The organism is Longicatena caecimuris, from assembly GCF_004341945.1.
In the GTDB taxonomy this organism is placed as follows: Bacteria; Bacillota_I; Bacilli_A; order Erysipelotrichales; family Erysipelotrichaceae; genus Longicatena; species Longicatena caecimuris.
In genome coordinates, this window is the sequence record NZ_SMBP01000012.1 from 46,547 (window position 1) to 66,131 (window position 19,585).

Consider the following 19,585-nt stretch of genomic DNA (forward strand, 5'->3'; position numbering starts at 1 on the left):
AGCAAAACGAAACAGTTGGATATGCCTCGTTTTGTCCAGTTCATGGATCAAGCTTGTTTCTTGTTCTTCTTCATCATGACGACGCTGATCCCCAAGATCCCTATGCCGCCGATGATCAAGAACACGCTGATGCCTGCCCCTCCTGTAGACGGTAAGGTAAAGCCTTTATGATTCTCTACCGCGATGATCGCCGTTCCGCTTTCTTCATCCAATTGGGTCGTGAATTCTCCTGTTGTCGTCGTAACATCCTTATCGTTCACCTTTAATGTAAAGCTTCCTGTCGCTTTCCCTTCGGCATTTACATCTGCGATGATCTCTACCTTGATCGGCTCTGCCAATAAGGTATACCCTGCTGGTGATCGGGTCTCTTTTAGATAATAGGTACCGGCATCCAGATTATGAAATTGCAAATTTCCCATTTCATCCGTTACCGCGCTGCCTAATATATCACTGCCATCGGAAGCTAATAAGGTGAATTCGGCATCGGACAATGCTCTTGGGTCCTCTTCCTTTGTGAACTTCTCTACCTTGATACCAAAGCTATATACTTTTTCCGTGTCTTTCTCACTGGTGGTGATCTCTTGCGGTTTATGATCGTAGCGCAGGCTTGCGGCATTCTCGTTTCCTGCTTGTCCTTGTACCGCTTTCTCCGTTACCTGTGCATAATAGGTGACGGTCACATCCTTACCGCCATTTTCCTTGATGAAGGCCTCCTTGAAGGAGATGATCATATCCGGATCTTCTCCTGTCTTATTTTCCGCACTCAACGTATAGGTGGTCTCTCCTTCTGCAATCACCTGATCCCCAACCGTGACCGTGATAGGATGCTCCACATCCTTCTGGATGGCCAGACCATCCTCCATCGTATCGATGATATCGAATACTGCCGGGTGTTCTTTATTTCCAAAGTAGCTGTCATCATAATCAGGCATCTTTGTCTTTACTTGATACTGTACATGATCTCCTACCTTCACCGAGCCGTCGCTCGTTCCTATGATGTCCTTATCGATGGATACCTGTTCATTCTTAGGTGTGGCCTCGACATCATAGATCCAATGTGTGCCTTGTTGTCCATCGTCCTGATAGTTGTCGGAAGAAGGAATAGCGATCAAGAAAGGTCTGCCGCTCACATAACCGCTCGGTGCCTGGGTCTCCACTACAAGATAATATCCCAATGACAGATCGTTAAATGTGATCGTTCCGCTGGCATCGCTGGTGCCTTCCTGCAATGCATCGATCTTTGCCGCCTTAACGCTCAGCTCCTTGCCCAGCTCTTCCAATTCCTTTGTTGAATAATTGCCTAAGGCATCCGGTGTGATATCTTTCAGGACATCCTTAAAATCATCTTCGATGGTATAGCTAACGTAATTATCCAAGGTACCCCCGGGAGTCAGGCTCATGACCTTATAGATGCTGAAAGATGCACCGGCCAGAGGTTTCTTGTCCAGATCATACTCATGGAGCGTAAGCGAGCCAGATTTCTGTGTGATCGTTGTTTCAGGGGCAGCAGAAATTTCCAATGCCTGCGTTGGCCGGGCATGCGAAAACATACCACCTGTCATAGCCGTAGAGGCGATAATCGCCATCAAAACTCTAGAACATGTCTTTTTCATAAACTTCTCTCCTCAAATGGTTTGTTATGCTAACTCAAAAAAAGAGGTGCCAGGCATGAAGCAAGTAGTTATCAGCGAAGCACATCTTAGGATAGCAATATATCTATAAAAGTCATAGGTCAACTTTTATATCCTAAGCATACAAAAACCTATACTTAATTAGATATCTACATTTTTGGTGTAAATATCCTTTTTTTTACCCTTTTTTTCTATATATAATTACTTTAACGATAAAATTATGAGTATTTAAAAAAGTATACGTTTATTGATACTGTAAATGATTACATAGAAATTATATAACTAATTTCTAGAAACCGCAAGACTGCTGCCTCCTATAAACAACGGCATTTTCCATATTATGTAAAATAGAAAATGGCAAGTGCATGATATTTAGGGATATCTAATATCCACGAATAACACTACCATCACATGTAATAATTGTAAAAATATTTTAAATTACCTTAAAAATAGTAAAAAATATAACCATGAACTATGATTTTTGACATAAAACTAGGATAGATTGGGTGCCAAAAAGAGATGGATCTGAATGTAAGAATGACGATGGACGAAGCTTTTTCAGCATCAAAGTTTCACTTTTTATAACCATCTAACAAAAAGCGCAGAAAATGATAACCCCAAAGGAAAAGGTCATTCCCTCCTTATCTTTAAGAAGAAATGACCTTTTTTGATAATTTTTTAAATATTCTGCCTTTTATCTGGCGCGAATACCAACATACTTCGTATATTCACCATATTTTACTTTATGTGTTGATGACCAGTAATATGGTCTTACACGATAGCGATATACTTCACCTGCTTTTACATTCGTATCATTGTATGTTGTTCCTTTTAAGACACTTTTCATAGTTTCCCATTTCTTTGTCTTGTTGTTATAACGATAAACATTATAGCCTTGTGCTCCTGGTACTTTATCCCATGAGAACTGTATTTTACCCACATAAGATTTAACATCTTTGATTTTTGTCTCTTTCAGCATCATACCTTCAACAGAACTGCTGTATGATCCAAAGAATGCGACACCATTGACTCTACCATATGGTAAAACACGATATAAGTAACGTTTTCCAGCAACTGGTGCTTTATCTGTATACGTTGTTTTTGTGGTGGCACCCAGATACTGCCAAGCTTTCTTAACATTATCATAGCGATAGATGCTATAACCACCTACACCATTTACCTTGCTCCAAGAGAACTTCAATTGTTCATCTTTTTGTGTAACACTGCTCAGTTTTGTACTGTCAAATAATTTTGCCGACTGTGCATTTGAATACTTACTGATTACTGTTTTTCCATTTTTCTTGTAGTAAGCTTTTACACGATACGTATCGATTTCACCCTTAGGCTGATCTTTTAACTGTACAGTGGTATTCTTAGTCCAACCAATATTTTCATATTTCAGCGTTTTACGATTATAATGATAAATATTATAACCAGTAGCATCGCTTACTTTATTCCATGTTAATGTCAAGATACCCTTGCTGGCCTTGATTGGATTCAATTTAGGAGCATTTATTGCTGAAGGTACTGGTTCAGCTTTTGTTTTCAACGTCTTTGGTTTTGTATAGTCACTATAATGGTTTGTTCCATCAATGGTAACAAATGCTCTAACCTTATAAACATACGTTGTTTCCGGAGCTAGATTCTGAAGTTTATAAGAGGTTTGCGTCAATGTTGCAATTGCTACATATTTTTTCGCTTTTGTATCAAGCTTATAAACTTTATATCCTGAAACATTGCTTACTTTATTCCAAGCGATTGTCGCTGAAGTATGTTTAATATCTGTTAATGTAACATTCTCAGGAGTTGTGACAGTCAATGCTTTTGTTCTTACTTTATACGTCGTTGTATAAGAACTATAATAAGTTTTACCATCAGCTTTTGCATAAGCTCTAACTTTAAATGCATATTGCTTATTAGGATTCAAGTTTTGTATTGTACAAGAAGTTGTTTTGACTGTTTTTGCCAAATCATATTTATTTGTTTTCTCGTTATACTGATATACTTGGTATCCTTCCACATCTGCTGCCTTATCCCATGATAAGGTTAAAGCATCTTGTGTGACATTGCTGCTTGTAACATTTTTAGGAGCAGCAACAGCTAATACTTTCGTTGTCACGTTAAGTTCTTTACTATCAGAACTATAATAAGTTTTGCCATCAACATTTAGATAGGATCTAACTTTGAATTTATACTTCGTAGATGATGTTAACTGTTTCACAGTATAAGTATTTACATTAGGATTATCAAATTTTTGAATCATCTCATATGCTTTTGTTTCATCACTATATTGATATAATTCATAACCCGTTATGTTAGAAGCTTTATCCCAAGTTAAGGTTGCTTCATGCATGGTAACATCGCTCGCTGTCATACGTTTTGGATTTTGTACAAGGATATCAAAGCTAAAATACTTTCTACCTGTAATACTTCCACGATGTCTATCTACAGCATCACCGATATTTATTTCAACTGGAATAATTTCAAAATATCCCTTGCCTGGCAATACATTATTAACAGCTGGTTCTGAATCAGTAGCATCTTTTCCATAATGTACTAAATATTCAAAATCCGCGCCTTGTCTAAATACTGTCTTCTTGCCCTTTTCATCCGTATAACTAACGACAATCTTTGGAGTTCTCTTGCCACCGGTATAGTAATATCCATCATATTCCGTAGTAACATCAATCTCATCAACACTTACCTGTCTCCAGCCACATACCTTACAAATTCTAGTGCCATCTGGCTGCGTTTCATATTCATGAAGAGGTGCTCTTGTTCCGACAATTTCTTTATATTCATTCGCTGCAGGACAGTAATATTTCGTACGTTCACGTATCATACAGCTTGGGTCATCATGATACACAATTTCTACATCTTCGGAATAACCATCTGCATTAAAGTAGTACATGGTATCCGCAAATTGTTTCCAGCCGATCTGTTTCTGACCGCCCAGGAATCCCATATATTTACCGGTTGCTTTATCTTTAGCGATACCTGTAAATGATTTCAGGCTAATTGTTTCTTTACAGTGAATACAAACAGCATAGCCATCAACAATTTCATATTCATGTCCATCTTTATCACATTTGTATTCTTTGGTTCTTGTATAAGTATCCAAGATGTTTCCATTTGCTTCGCGTGCTTCAATTGTGAATTCTTTTGTCGTAGCTGAAACACTCATATATACGCCATCAAATGTTGTGATATATTTGTCAAATTCGAAACCTGTATCTGTAGTTGGATATGTCTTATCACCAGTTGTTCCACTAATCAAATAGACAGTTCCATTGTCTTTATCAACTTTTCCACCTTTTAAAGGTTTCGTACGATTGTACGTATGATCATGACCTGAGAAAACAAAGTCAATACCAGCTGCATCACATGCAGGCGGAATAATTTTATTGATAATGTCATTACCACCGGTTGGATTGGTGTAATATGCAGGCTGATGAATTGCTAAAACTTTCCAAGTTGCATCACTCTTTTTAGCGTCTTCTACAAGCCAACTAGCTGCACGATTTAGCCTATTCGTATCTTTCGTAAAGTTGATTACCGCAAAATACATATTGCCATATTCGAAGGAATAGTAATCACCATTGTTTTCACTTGGTATATTATAAATAGCCTTACTGTTATCGCCAGTTAAATCTCCTTCATATTCATGGTTACCAAAGACATGGATCATATCGAGACTATTAAACAATTCTCCATAAAGATTTGCAATACCGTCCCAATATTCAAATTTTGCGCCATTATCTACTGCATCACCTGTTTGCAATCCAAAATCATATTTGATACCATTGTTCATTAACGCATCAGCAATACGATGGGTTCTATCCATATCCAATGTCTGGATATCACCTAATACAAAGAAGTTTACGTTCTTATTTTTGTATGGTGTTGTAAATGATTTCAGATCTGACCATTTATCACCGTCACCAACACGATAAACATACGCTGTTCCAGAACTTAAACCCGTTGCAATTACGCTATTTAAACGGAACGCATGGTTATCTTCCACGTTTGCGGAACCATCAAGTTTAATTAATTCTGTCGTTCCGGTTACATTCTTAAATGCCTTTTCTTTGTTTGCATCAAAATCAGCCTTAGTAGCTATCTGCATAATGGCTTTGTTTTGTGATTTAAATGGATCTGTAAACCATGTAACACTCTTTTGTGTATTAACATCTTTACTTGCATGGCTCATAACGTATTGTGGTGAACCATCCTCATTTCCTGCTATAGCAAAACTATAATCAGTTAAGATGAAGGATACATCTTCGCCTTTTTTAGCATAGATGGAGAACATAGCAACAGCCTGGTTTAATGCATCTGTTTCTATATAGCCATCCGCATTTGTGGTACCTAACGATTGGTTAGTATCCACATTGAAAATTTCTGCACCTTCAACTGCTTTTCCACTAGCATCTACAACATAAATTTTTCCGCTCATTCCAACAAACATCGTATCTGTTTTCAGTGTTAAAGGCGCAATGATTTCGATACTTGTTTTTTTCGTTGAGAATGATTTTGCATAGTGTTCCGGTTTTTCACTGTTATAAGTCGCTTGACCACTTTGTACTAAATAAGTTAATTGAGTACCTTTTTTAACATCACTTGGCATTTTCAAACGAATGGTTGCTACGACTCCTTCACCGGTAACGGCAGCTTCTGTGTTTCGTTTCCCTTTTAAGGTAAGTACTCCCTTAGCACTATTATAGGAATCCTCTACTTTTCCAAAATCTTCATTCCAAATGATTTCATAATTTTGAGCAAATTCTTTCTTTATCGCGATTTTGGTAGTAATTTCATCCAGATCTTCTAAGCGATTTGTTTTGATTTCCAGATCATAAGGTTTATTTAATACTGGATTTTCCGTTGTCGCAGGCTCTAGGGATAACGTTGTATGCTTTGCGTTCTCACCTTTTACCATAAAGTAATGTGTTTGCTCTGTTTCATTACCACCCTTATCACGAATAACGGTTCTGATGGAATGTACACCATTTGCCAGTTCCATATCATACAGATAAGAAACGTTTTTACTGCTATCTACAATAAAGTTATCCGCAAATATAGTACCGCCTGATTCATCTTGTCCTTTAACACCGACATTAACACCATCAACATACATACGGATCAGATCATATTCCATTCCTTTTGTATATTTATTTTCAACATCATGGAAAGTACTCATGAAGGAAATTTTATTACTTGTGATAACATCGTTGTCACCAAATGTTTGGAATTTTTGATTGTCTGTACTATATTGTACCTTGTCAATGATAGGTGAATCCGTATCATCTACATTCGTACCGTAGACAAATTGCATGTTATCCAAATAGATTTCACCGGCTGTTTTGCTTCCCATCTCGATGCCTGGAACATACATGATTCTAAAAGTAGCACCTTTAGCCAGTTTAAATTTTGTTGCCCCTTTGCCAGTCAAATCCGCTTCTAGGTATTTCCATCCTGTCCAGTTGATTCCGGCATCTTCTTTTGAGACATGCGAATGATCCGGTAATTCCTGATTCGTCTGATAGGTAAAGTCAACATACATGCTAGAGCCAGCCTCTACCCATTCACCATTTGCCTGCTGATAAGCTACCTGTCCACGCAACCAGAAATTATCAATACCTTCAGGCGCATATACCCAAACACCGATTGCTGTAGGTGAACCTGGTATTTCATAATTATCCTTTGTACCAAAATAAGCACCACGGGTCGTATTCGCTGAATTCGTGAAGTCATAAGATAATTTTAAAGCATTTTTACCCATTCTGACTTCGCCTGTATCGATATCAACAATTTCTGCTGATACTCCGGTATCTTCAGCACTTGCCATAGTGATAAATGGCGTATCTTCACCATCATGTCCGATTTTCCAATATTCTTTTGCAGGAATGATCGTTTCTTCTCCTGTTTCTTCATTTATTTGTTTCTGATCTTCAAAATCCCATGCAACAGTAGGGAGCTTACCAACGATGACATGAATACTGCCCTTTACATCACGATTATATTTTGAATAACCGGTAACGGTTCCTTCCAGTGTCTCACCATCCGATGTAATAAACGTATTTCCATCGAAATGACCCATTTTTGGATTAGAAACTTCCCATTCAATATCTCCGCCTTTGATATGCACATTACGTTTTTGCCAGCGAACCTCTAGTCCTAAAGAAGATTCCGCTTCAAAGCCAAGACTTATTTCTTCTGTCTTAAACGAAATTTCATCAGGATGACGCACTTCGATAGATGCCGTTCCCACTACTCTTCCTTGATACATCTGGTTTACAACAAGCGTTCCTTCTTTATCTTTTAAAGTAACAACTCCGGTATTCGCATCGATAGTACCAATACTTTGATCTTCAACAGCCCATGTAACCCCTGCTGGCATTGGTGCTTCTCCACCGCCGCCATCAACACCGGTCGCATTGAATTTCACCGTTTGATTTGGAGTATATACTTCATCATTTGGCGAAATAGAACTATGGTCAAATTTTCCATCTTTCACACTTGTCGATAGGAATAATAAACCGCTGGAAACAGCACGTAATTTACCATCAGAAGGATTATTGCGTGCTTCTAAAGCATTCGTTCCCTCGTATCTAGCCATATAGGTAGCACTTCCGCCACCATCTAAGTTAATGGCCGTTACACAGCCAGCAGCAGCTAACAAACTAGCCATCTCTGGAACAGTGTGTCCAGATGATTGATCAGAAATACCATGTGTGGTAAAAGTAACAATAGAGCCATCTGCCTTTAAGCCGATTGCTGCTCTTGTCATTCTTACCATATCAGGAATCATTTGCGGCTCGCCATTCTTTACTAAGAATGGTCCACCACCAACAGCCTGTTCACAGTCATCCATTGGCTGACTGGCATCACGTATCTCTGCTTTTCCTTCTTTTGTAATACAAAAATATGTATCAATTGGTTGTTTGATAATCTTGCCATTCATTACCAGGGCACCCTGTGGTTCCCCTGTCCCCATATGGAAGAAGTCAGCATTAACTGCCGCAACTACCGTTTCATTTTTGATACCATTTTTCTTCATGTAGTCTTCATAGCCCTTGGCCTGTTCTGCCATCGTAGCTAATTCCCATGAAGATGCATCATAATTAGAACCATAACTTGCTACTACTTTTGTTGGAGAATCTTTTGACATCTGGACTTCCATCATGTAGTCAATCTGCTGTTTATCTCCTTTTGTAGTATTCGTAACGATTTCCGTTTCACTGATACCCGGTGCTATTGTTTTATCTGTTTTCTTTACTAAAACATAGCCATCAGGTAATTTGTCGTTATTAACATTGATCTTAGCATGTGCTTGTTCCATTTGAAATGAAAAAACAACATTAAAAACCATGATGAATGTCAATACAAGACTTAAGCCTTTTTTCAACCTTTTTCTCATGAACTTTCTCATCCCTTCTCCTTTACCCTGGAAGCATCAAAACATTTTTATAATTCTAACCATATAAAAAAATACTAAAAATGTTGCGAACTTCTACTATAATGATATAATAATTAGCCTCAATATTCAACTGTCTTCCGTTTTTTCTAAGCCTTTTCCCACAGTAAAAACTAGCCCAGAAATGGTGCTGTATATTCTTTTGACTTAGCTTCTCATACGATTTATTTTAATTGTTAGACGAAACAATCTTCCTTTTTTTTCATTCGGTAAACAAAAAGGGTTCACTTCATCAGTATTTCTTAAACTGTTCTACCTGCTTTTTTAATAGCTTTAATCTCTTATTCGTTTATCGGTTTCTTTCTCAAAACCACTTGTTTATTTAGATGACCCCAAAAAAGACAATGAGTGTTTAAACTCACTGTCTTCTTGATCTTTTCACTTTTTCTACTTCTTACTTATTTTGCCACTCCAGAGCGAATATCACTAAATGGAGAGAATACACGTTTTCCACTTACCCATTTGTAAGAACGAACTTTGTAATAGTAGCGTCTTCCAGAAGTAAGTGATGTACTGCGCTTATAAGTTGTATATTTGTCATACGTACCTAATAAAGCGTATTTTCCATTCAAACTGCTTGCACGATATACTTGATAATAAGAAGCTTCACTATCAAAACTCCAAGTGATTGATAATGTCTTTTTCCCTGACTGTGCAACTGTTAAATTCTTAGGTGCCTTTAACGATGGTGTTGCACTTACCACTGGACTAAATGCTCCCATGACACGTCTTTTATTAATTACACGATAGCCACGTACTTTATAATAGTATTTTGTACCTGTTTTTAAACCAGTGCTATACTTAGTATCATAATATTTATTGTAAACACCGAGCAGAGAATATTTTCCTTTTTCACTAGTCGCACGATATACCTGATAATAATCAAATGCATTATTTTGATCCCATGTTACCTTGATTTCTGTAGAACTCAATTTCTGTAATTTAACATTTTTTACTGTAGGTACTGTTCCTGCGGTCCAACTCAGCTTATATTTGCCGCCGTCATCCCATGAACCAGAGCTTACTTTTACATAATATACATTAGAACCACAGAATTCTAAAATTTGCTGATCAGGTGAAGCAGGTTTACCATATAAATAATCATAATCCAATGTTTCTGATAAATCTTGATTATAGACATTGATATCCATATCTTCATAAGCTGAGATACTTAATCTTACAAACTTAGAAGTTGTTGTAATTTTATACCAATCTTCTCTATCTTGAGTAGTTAATGCCCCAGTAATCGTAGCACCTTTATTTAATGTCATTGCGTGATCAAAGTCATTAGGTTCTATATCATTTGCCCCTAAAGAAGATATAGAAGCTTTAATTTGATATCTGCTGGCAGCAGATCTTTCATTATCAATTACAACTTTATAAGTACCTGGTGATACATAAGCTGTAATCACTTTTGTCACAGGTGAAGCAGCAGAATCAGTATAAGCATATACTGTGTCATATCGCTCAGATAAATCTGCAGAATAGTAAGACATGCTAACATCGCCATAAGACATACATGTCAACACCATTTTTGAAGCTTGACTTACTTTTAAATCATAAGTTACTTTTGCATTGTAACCTTTATCCGTACTGCCACTGATAAAAACATTTGATGTAGGCAGTGTTGCCGCATGTGTAACAATTAAATTTTCATTGCCAATGATGGTAACTGCTAATAATAGACTAACAATCCCTGCTAATAATCTTTTTACTCTTTTCATATGTTTCTCCTAATCCGTCGTCTAACTAAATTTTCACCTTTACTGGTGTGCTGAATGGTGAGAACACACGTGTTCCTTTTACCCATTTATAAGCACGCACTTTGTAATAATAGGTGTTTCCCTTCTTTAATTTTTTACTAGTACAAGTAGTTGTGTTTTTGTCATAAGTTGCCAACAATGCATATTTCCCATTCGCACTTGTGCCACGATATACTTGATAGTAGGTTGCCCCTTCAATTTTATTCCAAGTTATTTTAGCCGTTGTACTACTTGTCGCCTTAGCTGTTACTTTACTTGTTTTTGAAAGTACTGGCTTTCCTGTAATGACACTGCTAAATGGTGAGAATACACGTTCTCCTTTTACCCAGCGATATGCACGTACTTTATAATAATACGTATTGCCAGTTAATAAAGATCTGGAAATGGAGGATGTCGTTGTACTGTTATATACACCTAACAACGCATATTTCCCCGTTTTACTTGTACTGCGATAAACCTGATAATATGTTGCGCCATCTGTTAATTTCCAACTGATCTTTAACGTAGTAGAAGTATTTGGACTTGCTTTTACATTGGTAGGAGCAGCAAGTTTTGGCGTTCCCTTTACAACATTAGAGAACGGTGAATATATACCTTTTTTATTTACAACTGTATACGCTCTTACTTTGTAATAGTATGTCTGATTGGTGAGTAATGCCCTACTCTTCATACTGAAGGTATTTTCATCATAAACACCTAATAACCTAAAATCTTTTGTAGCATTGGTAGAACGATATACCTGATAGTATTTTGCGCCTTCACTCTTTGCCCATTGAACGTTTACAGAAGTTGCTCCAGCAGAACTAGTTTGAATACCAGTAGGTGTTGCTGGTTTTGTCGTAACGCTGCTTATTGTGCTAAACATACTATATTCGCCATCTTTAAACGCGCGTACTTTATAGTAATATGTCTTGCCTGCAGATACAACAGCATCACTAATCGTCGTTGTTGTATAATTTTTACGATTCACCAAACTATAAGTGCCATTGACAGAATCCGCACGATATACCTGATAGTATTCTGCACCAGCTACTGCACCCCAACTTACTTTTACTGTATTAGAAGTAGCTGTAAGAGCACTTAAAACCGGTGTTCCAATGCTCTTACTGGTAATGATTCTTCTTGGTGAATAGCTTGAATAAAGTCTGTCACCGCTAACCATAGCATAAGCTTTCACTTTATAATGATACTCTACACCTGGCTGTGCTGTTTCATCGATTAATGTCGTAGCATTTCCTTCAGCCACCTTGCTAAAAGTGCCAGTCGCTGATGTTGAACGATACAATGCATAACCATCTGCTCCCTTAACACTTGTAAAGCTAGCTTGGATTTTTCCCTCACCTAAATTTACAAGCGTTAAATTGTTTGGTGCGTCTGGTTCATCTTGATAAACCGTTGTACCATATGGATGTGCTTTACCAAAAGCAGAAGTAAGTGCATATTCAGCGTTCAAAGTATATCCTTGTGAAACAAATGTGTCATAAGGTTTTAATAATTTCTTATAAGTCATATCATTGGTTTCTTCATAATAGGTTGCTGCACCTGTGGCATCAAAGTTATACCACTTGCCATCCATAAGAACAAGATTCCATCCGTGCGCTATAGTATCTTTCTTATCTTCTAAATAGAGATCACCATTCACACGTCTAGTTACTAAACCTAATTCTTTTAATAAACGATATGCTCCTAAAGTCTGTCCATAACATTGTGCTTCTTTGCGTACCAAAGAATCATAAGCAGTAATCATCAGATTTCCATTGTCAGGTCGAGGGTTATTGTTATAATGCAAATTGGTTGCTAAATAATCATAAACAGCTTTTGCTTTATCATAATCTGATGAAGCCTGTGTAATACCATTATTGGCAAATGATGCTAGTATTTGTGAAACCTTTGCATCTACCGCTTCCTCTTCCTGTTTACTTGTATAATAATCAAGTTCAAATGTAAATGTATAAGAATTCAAGCTGCCTACTTTACCATCGATTCCAGTCGTTATACGAATCGTATTTGGTTTAATCGTATATCGTAAATAATCCCCTTGAGCAGCTGTAGCAGGATCTGCTTTTTCATCATCTGTCCTAGCCATCTCATATAATTCGTTTCCTAAGCCTGAAGGGAATGTCCCAGCGTTATAAATAAGGGAAATCTTTTTATTTCGCTTGACCATCTGTTCTTTGAGATAGTCTGCCGCCTTTGCCTTATTTGTAAATTCATTCGCTGCAGGATTACTAGCTACTGCTTTCACTGTAACTTCATTTGAATCGACTTCTTTGCCATTAACGCTTTCTCTGATCTTATATGTGTATTCTTTTCCAATCGTCAAATTTGTTGCATCAAGGAAAAACAACCCATATTTAGGATCTCTTTTTACCAAACCGTCATAATAGCCATCATCGCGTTTTCTCATAATCATGTATTCTGCATCCGTTGGATCACTCACACGATTGCTTGCTGTCCATTTCAATAAGATACCATTATCACGATCTGCTTTAGCTGTTAAAACCGGTGTAGCAGATGCTGCATGTACTGTCATGAATGTTGTTGGAATCAAGGTCGAGACTGATAAAACGAATGCACATACTAATACCATAAACTGCTTCATTTTACTCTTCATACTATTTCTCCTTTCAATGTTCTATATGCTCAATATCAATTCTTCACTCCTTTCTGTTTTATTGATGAGAAAGGTTACACCTCTCTTTGCATCTACTATTTATGTGAATCCTTCTTTTTTGAAGTTTCCGCTGCTGAAAACTTATAAACTGTTATGCCTTTGGTGTTTTCACCAAATCGCTTAATCTCTTTCACTTTCACCTTATGTTTTGTAACCCGTTCAATATTCATTTGTGCTACTTCAACATAAGTCGGATTTGCCGATGTGAAATAGATATTTTTTTTCAAAAGATCTTCCCAATACAAGGATGTCAAGCCATTCTTTTCCAATTGTTGATAATACAATTCTGAGAATGTATAGGAACCGCCGGCGACCATCGTATTAATTGGTTTTTCATTAGGATAAACAACGAATGGATTACGATTTACCGTTCCGGCAGAGAAATCATAAACATAAAAATGCTCAGGATTCTGTATTGCGTATTGTTCGAAATTCTGAAACTGTTCAGAAGTGGCTTCCGTATTTGTTTGTGTAGCTGCATAATCTTTATCTATATAGACCATATAAATACCGCCTACACTTACTACAAGAGTTATAGCAAGCATTGGTTTAAAGACCTTTTTATAGGATACATCCAGCCAACGCAGAAACATCGTCATCATAAACATGAAACAAGGAATCAGTAAAGACTGATAACTTCTTAATGGCAACCTGCCTTTAAATCCAAGATAAAGCAGTAATACGGCAAACCCGCCGCAGCAACATATGCTTACAAGTATATGAAACCATTGTTTCTCTTTTTTTGCAACCATTAAATTCAAAATCACGAAAATTAAAAATATACTGAGTAAGGAATATTGTACAAAGCTATAATCATATAAAAGCTCTCGTATATTCGTTACCGTTTTACTGAGTGCTGAATGCTTATTTGCCTGATACGCCTCTGTTATCGTTTTTAAAGAGGAAGCATTTATATTTTCATCCATATACAATAAACAAAGCGTTGCACGATACGTGCTATTATCCCATTGGACAGCATTATATAGCTTTTCATGTCCCTTATAAGGTGGATGTTGCCCGTAATCCATATACTTAACTCTATAGTCATTATACGTATTATATGCCTGTGTAATCTCGCTTTTATTTTTAATATACAAGCTTACAAAACGAACACCAAAGCAACTAATCACTAACGCGATTACAAATGTACAAATTTTTAACGTATGTAAATGTTTCTTCTTTTTCGTTAAATCCGGACAATACAGATAACATGTAGCAATCTGATAAACACAAGATAGTGCAAAGAAACACATGATGCTATACCAGGAAAGAGTACGCGTCATAAAGCTGAGCAATAATGCGATAAAGCAATATGCATATATGCATATCTTGGTACTGCGTTTATCAGAATGTTTCATTGATGCCATAACAACCACTGCTGATGTTCCCAAAATGGTCGATGTCACCGTAAATTGAATGGAAACTAGCGGAACCATAAAAATGAAAAGTAAACTAATGATCTGCGCACAGATTGGAAATGCAATCGACACCTTCTTATCCTTCGCCAGTTTATAAAAACATAAAAACATCACACTTTCCGATAGATACATCGCGAAAATATGATAAATCGTATACCACGGCAAAGATGGTAACAGCTTATATAATACCCCGATCGGTACACCTAGAAAATAATTGATAAAGGCTTGTTGTGGATACGCTTCCCCTGAAGCATATCCTGCCAAAGCATACATAATGCGTGAGTCGTCATTTGTCGCATAAGATACATCCGCTGTTAAAAGGACGATGGCATAACAAAGAAAGGTTAAGCCAAAGGCGAGTAACCATTTCCCTTTTCGCGAATTTATAATTTCTTTTATTTTCTCCATAACGGACCTACCTTATAATGAGAATACGATGATCCCTACGACCATGATGCCTAAACCGATTAGTTTCTTTCTAGAAGGAATTTCATGCAAGAAAATTCTGCTTACAAGCGCCACTAAAATAAAACTACAGGAATTCCAGACCGGTGCCATAGATACCGGAACTACTTTATGAGCAATTAAGGAACAAACAGTAGAAAGGAACATCATACCATAGCCAATAATTGTCAATACATTTAAATATTCATAAATCCAAGATTTATAATGACGCATTGCTGCTTTTTTCAAGATCAATTGGGAGAAAGTGGCAATTAAGATGCCAACCACCATGATGACATAATACCAGAACTCAGCCATTAGAAGTCACCACCGTATAAACGCCAACCATAATGATGGCAGATCCTATGATCATAGGAAGTGTGATTTGTTCATGGAAAATAAGACTTCCCATGATAATTCCCCAAATCATGGATACTGGACGATTGCTATATGCAGTAGATAAAGATACATGTTTTAATATCATCTGCCAAACAATTGCATAAATACCCAGAATAGCTAAAGATATACCAAAATATAATATAAATTCAAATGACATAAAACTTTCAAGTGCTGCCATTTTATTAAAAACACCTGAAAGTGAATAGAAAAATATCGCTATCTGTAAAATCAAGATTTGCCCGATCGTTATCTTTTTTTCTTTCATAAAACTCCTCCGTATCTGTTATTTCTTTTCCACATTTAAGGTTTCGCGTACTTCATATTGCGGCTGATTACTTAATGTCAGATACATGCGGCCGATGTATTCCCCCATCAATCCGATCATAATCATTAACAATCCACCGATAATCAATATTACTGTAATCAAAGAAGTGTATCCAACAAGAATCGAAGGATTTAATAATTTCCTTATGACTAAGATAATTCCTATAATAAAACCAATAGCCGAAAACAGTAATCCCATCATAGAAGACAGTTGCAAAGGTACAATAGAGAAATTAACCATACCGTTTAGCCAAACTTTAAAACGCTTCTTAAAGTTATACCCGGATGTCCCTTCCAATCTTTTTTTGTGTTCCAACTTTATGCTGGTGATTCTTCCGGCGATTTGATAAATATAGCCGAAAATGGAAGGAAACGGACTCTGATATTTTTTCAAACTATCTGTACACATCTTATTGATTGCAAAATAAGCTGAAGATACAGCACCTTTTGGACGTTTTCCCATTGCGGTATATACTTTGGCAGAGATTGCGCTTGTAAAACGATTCATAAACTTTGTCTGTTTCTGTGAAAAATCTGCACTTACCAGATCATAGCCTTCTTCAATCTTATCAACAAGATCAAATAAATGATCTATAGGATGCTGGCCATCATCATCCATGAAAACCGTACAATCTCCTTCAATATATGGAATGCTTGCCATACGAGCTGTTGCTTGCCCCCAATTACGGGATAAGTTTACCCCAACTATATTCTCATCTTCTTGACATAAGGAACGGATAACATCAAAAGTGTTATCCGGAGAACAGTCATTAACCAAAATAATCTGATAAGAATAGGATGGTCGCTGTGCTACTGTTTTCTTGATTTGTTCTACCACATAGGGCAATGTTTTGGCAGAGCGATAACATGGGATTGATACTGTAATTTTCATCTAATCAACCTTTCTAATCTAATAACAGCTTACTGTCAAAACCATCTAACAGCATGCTTTCGCCTTTATCATCCAAGACTTCAAATATCTCATAAACAGTGTCAATAGCTTTCGCCATAGTTACACGGTCTTCTGTTTTCAAAGTTACACGACATAATATCTGACGTTGTGTACCCATAAGTTTTTCCGTAATATCTTCACCACCGTAATACCATGGAGACACATCCACAATTTCTGGCAGCTTCCGTAATTCTTCTACACCGATGACCTTTTCCACATGCCCAGGTCTACCCAATAAGGACAATGTACAATATACATGATCAAAATCAGGCTTTGCTACTTTCGCAAGATCTGGTTCATTCATCTCTCCCGTTAACGCATGATGAATCATCATATCCATGGTACTAAAGCCGTTTTCTTCTTTTAACAAGTTGTATTGCTTCGCACCATTGAAACGATAGCCCATTTCATAAAAAGGACATTCATTTTCTGTCGCAAACCCCTGAATAAATAATGTACCGTTCTGTAATCCGATAGATTCAAACATTTCCACTACTTTCTGATTTTGCGTTTCCTGATAAAATTGCAAATGTTTTGATGGATAAATATAAGCTAATGGTAGTTTCATAAAATTACCATCGCTTTCACGCAAGTAGCGATCATGCATCGCCGTTAAGTAAACCTTTCCATTTTGAATAGCATAGCTAATGCCAATTTCATCACTGATTACATAGGTTTCAATAATAACACTGCCTGTTGGTGAATATGATTTTGCTCTTTCATAAGCAGCTAAAAAGGCTTCTTCATCATTACAAACGGAAATGCCTCCACCGCCACTTCCATCTACAGGTTTAACAATAACCGGATAAATCAGTGAACTGCAATCTATTCCTTCATCTGTTTCCTCTACATGGAATTCATGAACGACTGGTACATGATGCGTCCTACATAATTCCTTGAAATTATTCTTATTAGAACAGATATCCCATTGTTCCTTCGTACAATAGAAAGGTTTATTTAACCGTTTGCATAAAGCCATGGTCATTTCGATAGAAAACTCACTAGATCCGGTCATAATACCATCAGCTTTTACTTCTTTTGCTAATGCTTCCAATGCATCTAAATCAGCAGTACTTACGGTTTCAATCTGATCTGCAAAACGTTTTGCCGGAGTTAAAGTTACATCAAGATTTCCTGTAACAATCGTATAAACTCCCATTCTTTTCGCGAATTGTACTACATCGGCGGCAATTGGATTCACACCAGCCAAAACTAATAAACGTTTCCCTTTTAAATCATTCATCACCTTGTTACCTCCTCTTTGCGATAAGGCAAAATCATCTGTTCGCCATGTTCGTCATATACACGAAGTGTTTTTAAGATCCATTTAATTTTATCATATAAAAGATCACTATTTGCTGCCACTACATGGATACGCGCAAAATTTTGATCCAACGTCCCTGTGGAATCAATTCGATCTTGTTCAAAATGCAGCTGGTGCACATAAAGAATAGATGCATCCTGCTTAATTTCCTCAAGACCTTCGATTTTGCTGATTGTTCCTTTTTTCAATAGCGGTGATAGTTCACAAGCTGCGCCTTGAAAGATCGAAGCCTTTGTATCTGTCACGCTCTTATTGCCAAATATTCCTTCTACCGCATATTGAATCATAAATTCTAGCGGATTATAATGTTCAAAATGTTCTACAAATTTATATTCCATGGTTGCATTTAATCGATAACCCATTTCATAAAAATAGAAATTATCTTCATCATAGAATGCTTCCATAAAAAATACACCCTGTTTTAGACCAAAGTTTTCAAACATAGCACATACCTTGTCATTCACTTTGGTGATGTATTTCTGTATATACTTAGATGGATGATGGAAAGCCACAGGTACTGGAGAGCCATCCTGATCATTGCGTGTAATACGATCAGATAATGACATTAATTTTACTTTTCCATTTTGCACAATATAATAAGCTTCAACATTTTTACCACGCATATATTTTTCAATGATGAGTTGCTTACTGATTGAATTCTCAAGTGCATATTCAATACCTGCTTTTAGCTCCAATGCATTTTGACAGATTGAGATTCCATGTCCGCTATAACTATCTACAGGCTTAACGATAACCGGATAATGAATGCTCGCATAATCTATGCTTTGTGTTTGGGAATCAAAAGAATAAGCCGGCACGGTAGGCACCTCATACTGTTCGCAAAGCTTTTTAAAACGCTTTTTATTTGAACAAATATCCCATTGCTCTTTGCTTGCATATACAGGCAGTCCCGCCTTTTCACAAAGCTCTATCATATTCTTGATATTAAATTCACTGGCGCCGGTAAATACACCATCGATATCATGCTCCTGAATGTAGTTGATCAAAGCCGGATAATCTGTCGTACTGATGATAGCCGCGTGATCAGCTTCCTTTTTCGCAATGCCATCTTCTAAATAATCGGCAACAGTAACCTCAATGCCCATGTGTTTTGCTGTCTTCACCACATCGAGTGTTGACATCGTACCACCAAGCACTAATAATTTCTTTTGTTTCTTCATT

At 36.9% G+C, this 19,585-nt stretch carries 10 protein-coding genes; all 10 read right to left on the bottom strand.

The window, feature by feature from the left end; translation table 11 throughout:
• Nucleotides 1–47 precede the first annotated feature (47 nt).
• Nucleotides 48–1,613, bottom strand: a complete 1,566-nt coding sequence (locus EDD61_RS08130) for a SpaH/EbpB family LPXTG-anchored major pilin (protein ID WP_132224943.1) — start codon at nt 1,611–1,613, stop codon at nt 48–50.
• Nucleotides 1,614–2,325: 712 nt separating this feature from the next.
• Nucleotides 2,326–9,048 (bottom strand): phosphodiester glycosidase family protein, encoded by a 6,723-nt coding sequence (locus tag EDD61_RS08135; RefSeq protein ID WP_243642705.1) that lies wholly within the window; start codon nt 9,046–9,048, stop codon nt 2,326–2,328.
• A 455-nt stretch (nt 9,049–9,503) separates the two neighbouring features.
• Nucleotides 9,504–10,829: a fibronectin type III domain-containing protein gene (locus tag EDD61_RS08140; protein WP_132224947.1), complete on the bottom strand. Its 1,326-nt coding sequence runs from the start codon at nt 10,827–10,829 to the stop codon at nt 9,504–9,506.
• A 25-nt stretch (nt 10,830–10,854) separates the two neighbouring features.
• A complete protein-coding gene (locus EDD61_RS08145) occupies nt 10,855–13,482 on the bottom strand; it encodes a transglutaminase domain-containing protein (protein ID WP_132224949.1) in 2,628 nt (875 codons plus the stop codon).
• 95 nt (nt 13,483–13,577) lie between these two features.
• Nucleotides 13,578–15,368, bottom strand: a complete 1,791-nt coding sequence (locus EDD61_RS08150; RefSeq protein WP_008979194.1) for a hypothetical protein — start codon at nt 15,366–15,368, stop codon at nt 13,578–13,580.
• Between the two features lie 12 nt (nt 15,369–15,380).
• Nucleotides 15,381–15,722 carry an EamA family transporter gene (locus EDD61_RS08155; RefSeq protein ID WP_008687026.1) on the bottom strand — a complete coding sequence of 114 codons (342 nt, stop codon included), beginning with the start codon at nt 15,720–15,722 and terminating at the stop codon, nt 15,381–15,383.
• The gene (locus EDD61_RS08160) at nt 15,715–16,068 is read right to left on the bottom strand and encodes a DMT family transporter (protein WP_008687025.1); all 354 of its coding nucleotides are present in this window, start codon (nt 16,066–16,068) and stop codon (nt 15,715–15,717) included. Before EDD61_RS08160 ends, EDD61_RS08155 begins: the two co-directional genes overlap by 8 nt.
• Before the next feature lie 18 nt (nt 16,069–16,086).
• A complete protein-coding gene (locus EDD61_RS08165) occupies nt 16,087–17,019 on the bottom strand; it encodes a glycosyltransferase (RefSeq protein ID WP_008687023.1) in 933 nt (310 codons plus the stop codon).
• Nucleotides 17,020–17,032: 13 nt separating this feature from the next.
• Nucleotides 17,033–18,322, bottom strand: coding sequence for an ATP-binding protein (locus EDD61_RS08170; protein WP_008687021.1), 1,290 nt, complete (start codon nt 18,320–18,322; stop codon nt 17,033–17,035).
• Entirely contained in the window at nt 18,322–19,584 is a 1,263-nt protein-coding gene (locus EDD61_RS08175) for an ATP-binding protein (RefSeq protein ID WP_008687019.1), read from the bottom strand. The genes EDD61_RS08170 and EDD61_RS08175 overlap by 1 nt, the downstream gene beginning before the upstream one ends.
• Between the last annotated feature and the right edge of the window lies 1 nt (nt 19,585).

Excerpts from the sequence above, each read along its gene's own strand:
- EDD61_RS08130 (WP_132224943.1), bottom strand. The coding sequence starts at position 1,613 with ATGAAAAAGACATGTTCTAGAGTTTTGATGGCGATTATCGCCTCTACG.
- EDD61_RS08135 (WP_243642705.1), bottom strand. The coding sequence starts at position 9,048 with ATGAGAAAAAGGTTGAAAAAAGGCTTAAGTCTTGTATTGACATTCATC.
- EDD61_RS08140 (WP_132224947.1), bottom strand. The coding sequence starts at position 10,829 with ATGAAAAGAGTAAAAAGATTATTAGCAGGGATTGTTAGTCTATTATTA.
- EDD61_RS08145 (WP_132224949.1), bottom strand. The coding sequence starts at position 13,482 with ATGAAGAGTAAAATGAAGCAGTTTATGGTATTAGTATGTGCATTCGTT.
- EDD61_RS08150 (WP_008979194.1), bottom strand. The coding sequence starts at position 15,368 with ATGGAGAAAATAAAAGAAATTATAAATTCGCGAAAAGGGAAATGGTTA.
- EDD61_RS08155 (WP_008687026.1), bottom strand. The coding sequence starts at position 15,722 with ATGGCTGAGTTCTGGTATTATGTCATCATGGTGGTTGGCATCTTAATT.
- EDD61_RS08160 (WP_008687025.1), bottom strand. The coding sequence starts at position 16,068 with ATGAAAGAAAAAAAGATAACGATCGGGCAAATCTTGATTTTACAGATA.
- EDD61_RS08165 (WP_008687023.1), bottom strand. The coding sequence starts at position 17,019 with ATGAAAATTACAGTATCAATCCCATGTTATCGCTCTGCCAAAACATTG.
- EDD61_RS08170 (WP_008687021.1), bottom strand. The coding sequence starts at position 18,322 with ATGAATGATTTAAAAGGGAAACGTTTATTAGTTTTGGCTGGTGTGAAT.
- EDD61_RS08175 (WP_008687019.1), bottom strand. The coding sequence starts at position 19,584 with ATGAAGAAACAAAAGAAATTATTAGTGCTTGGTGGTACGATGTCAACA.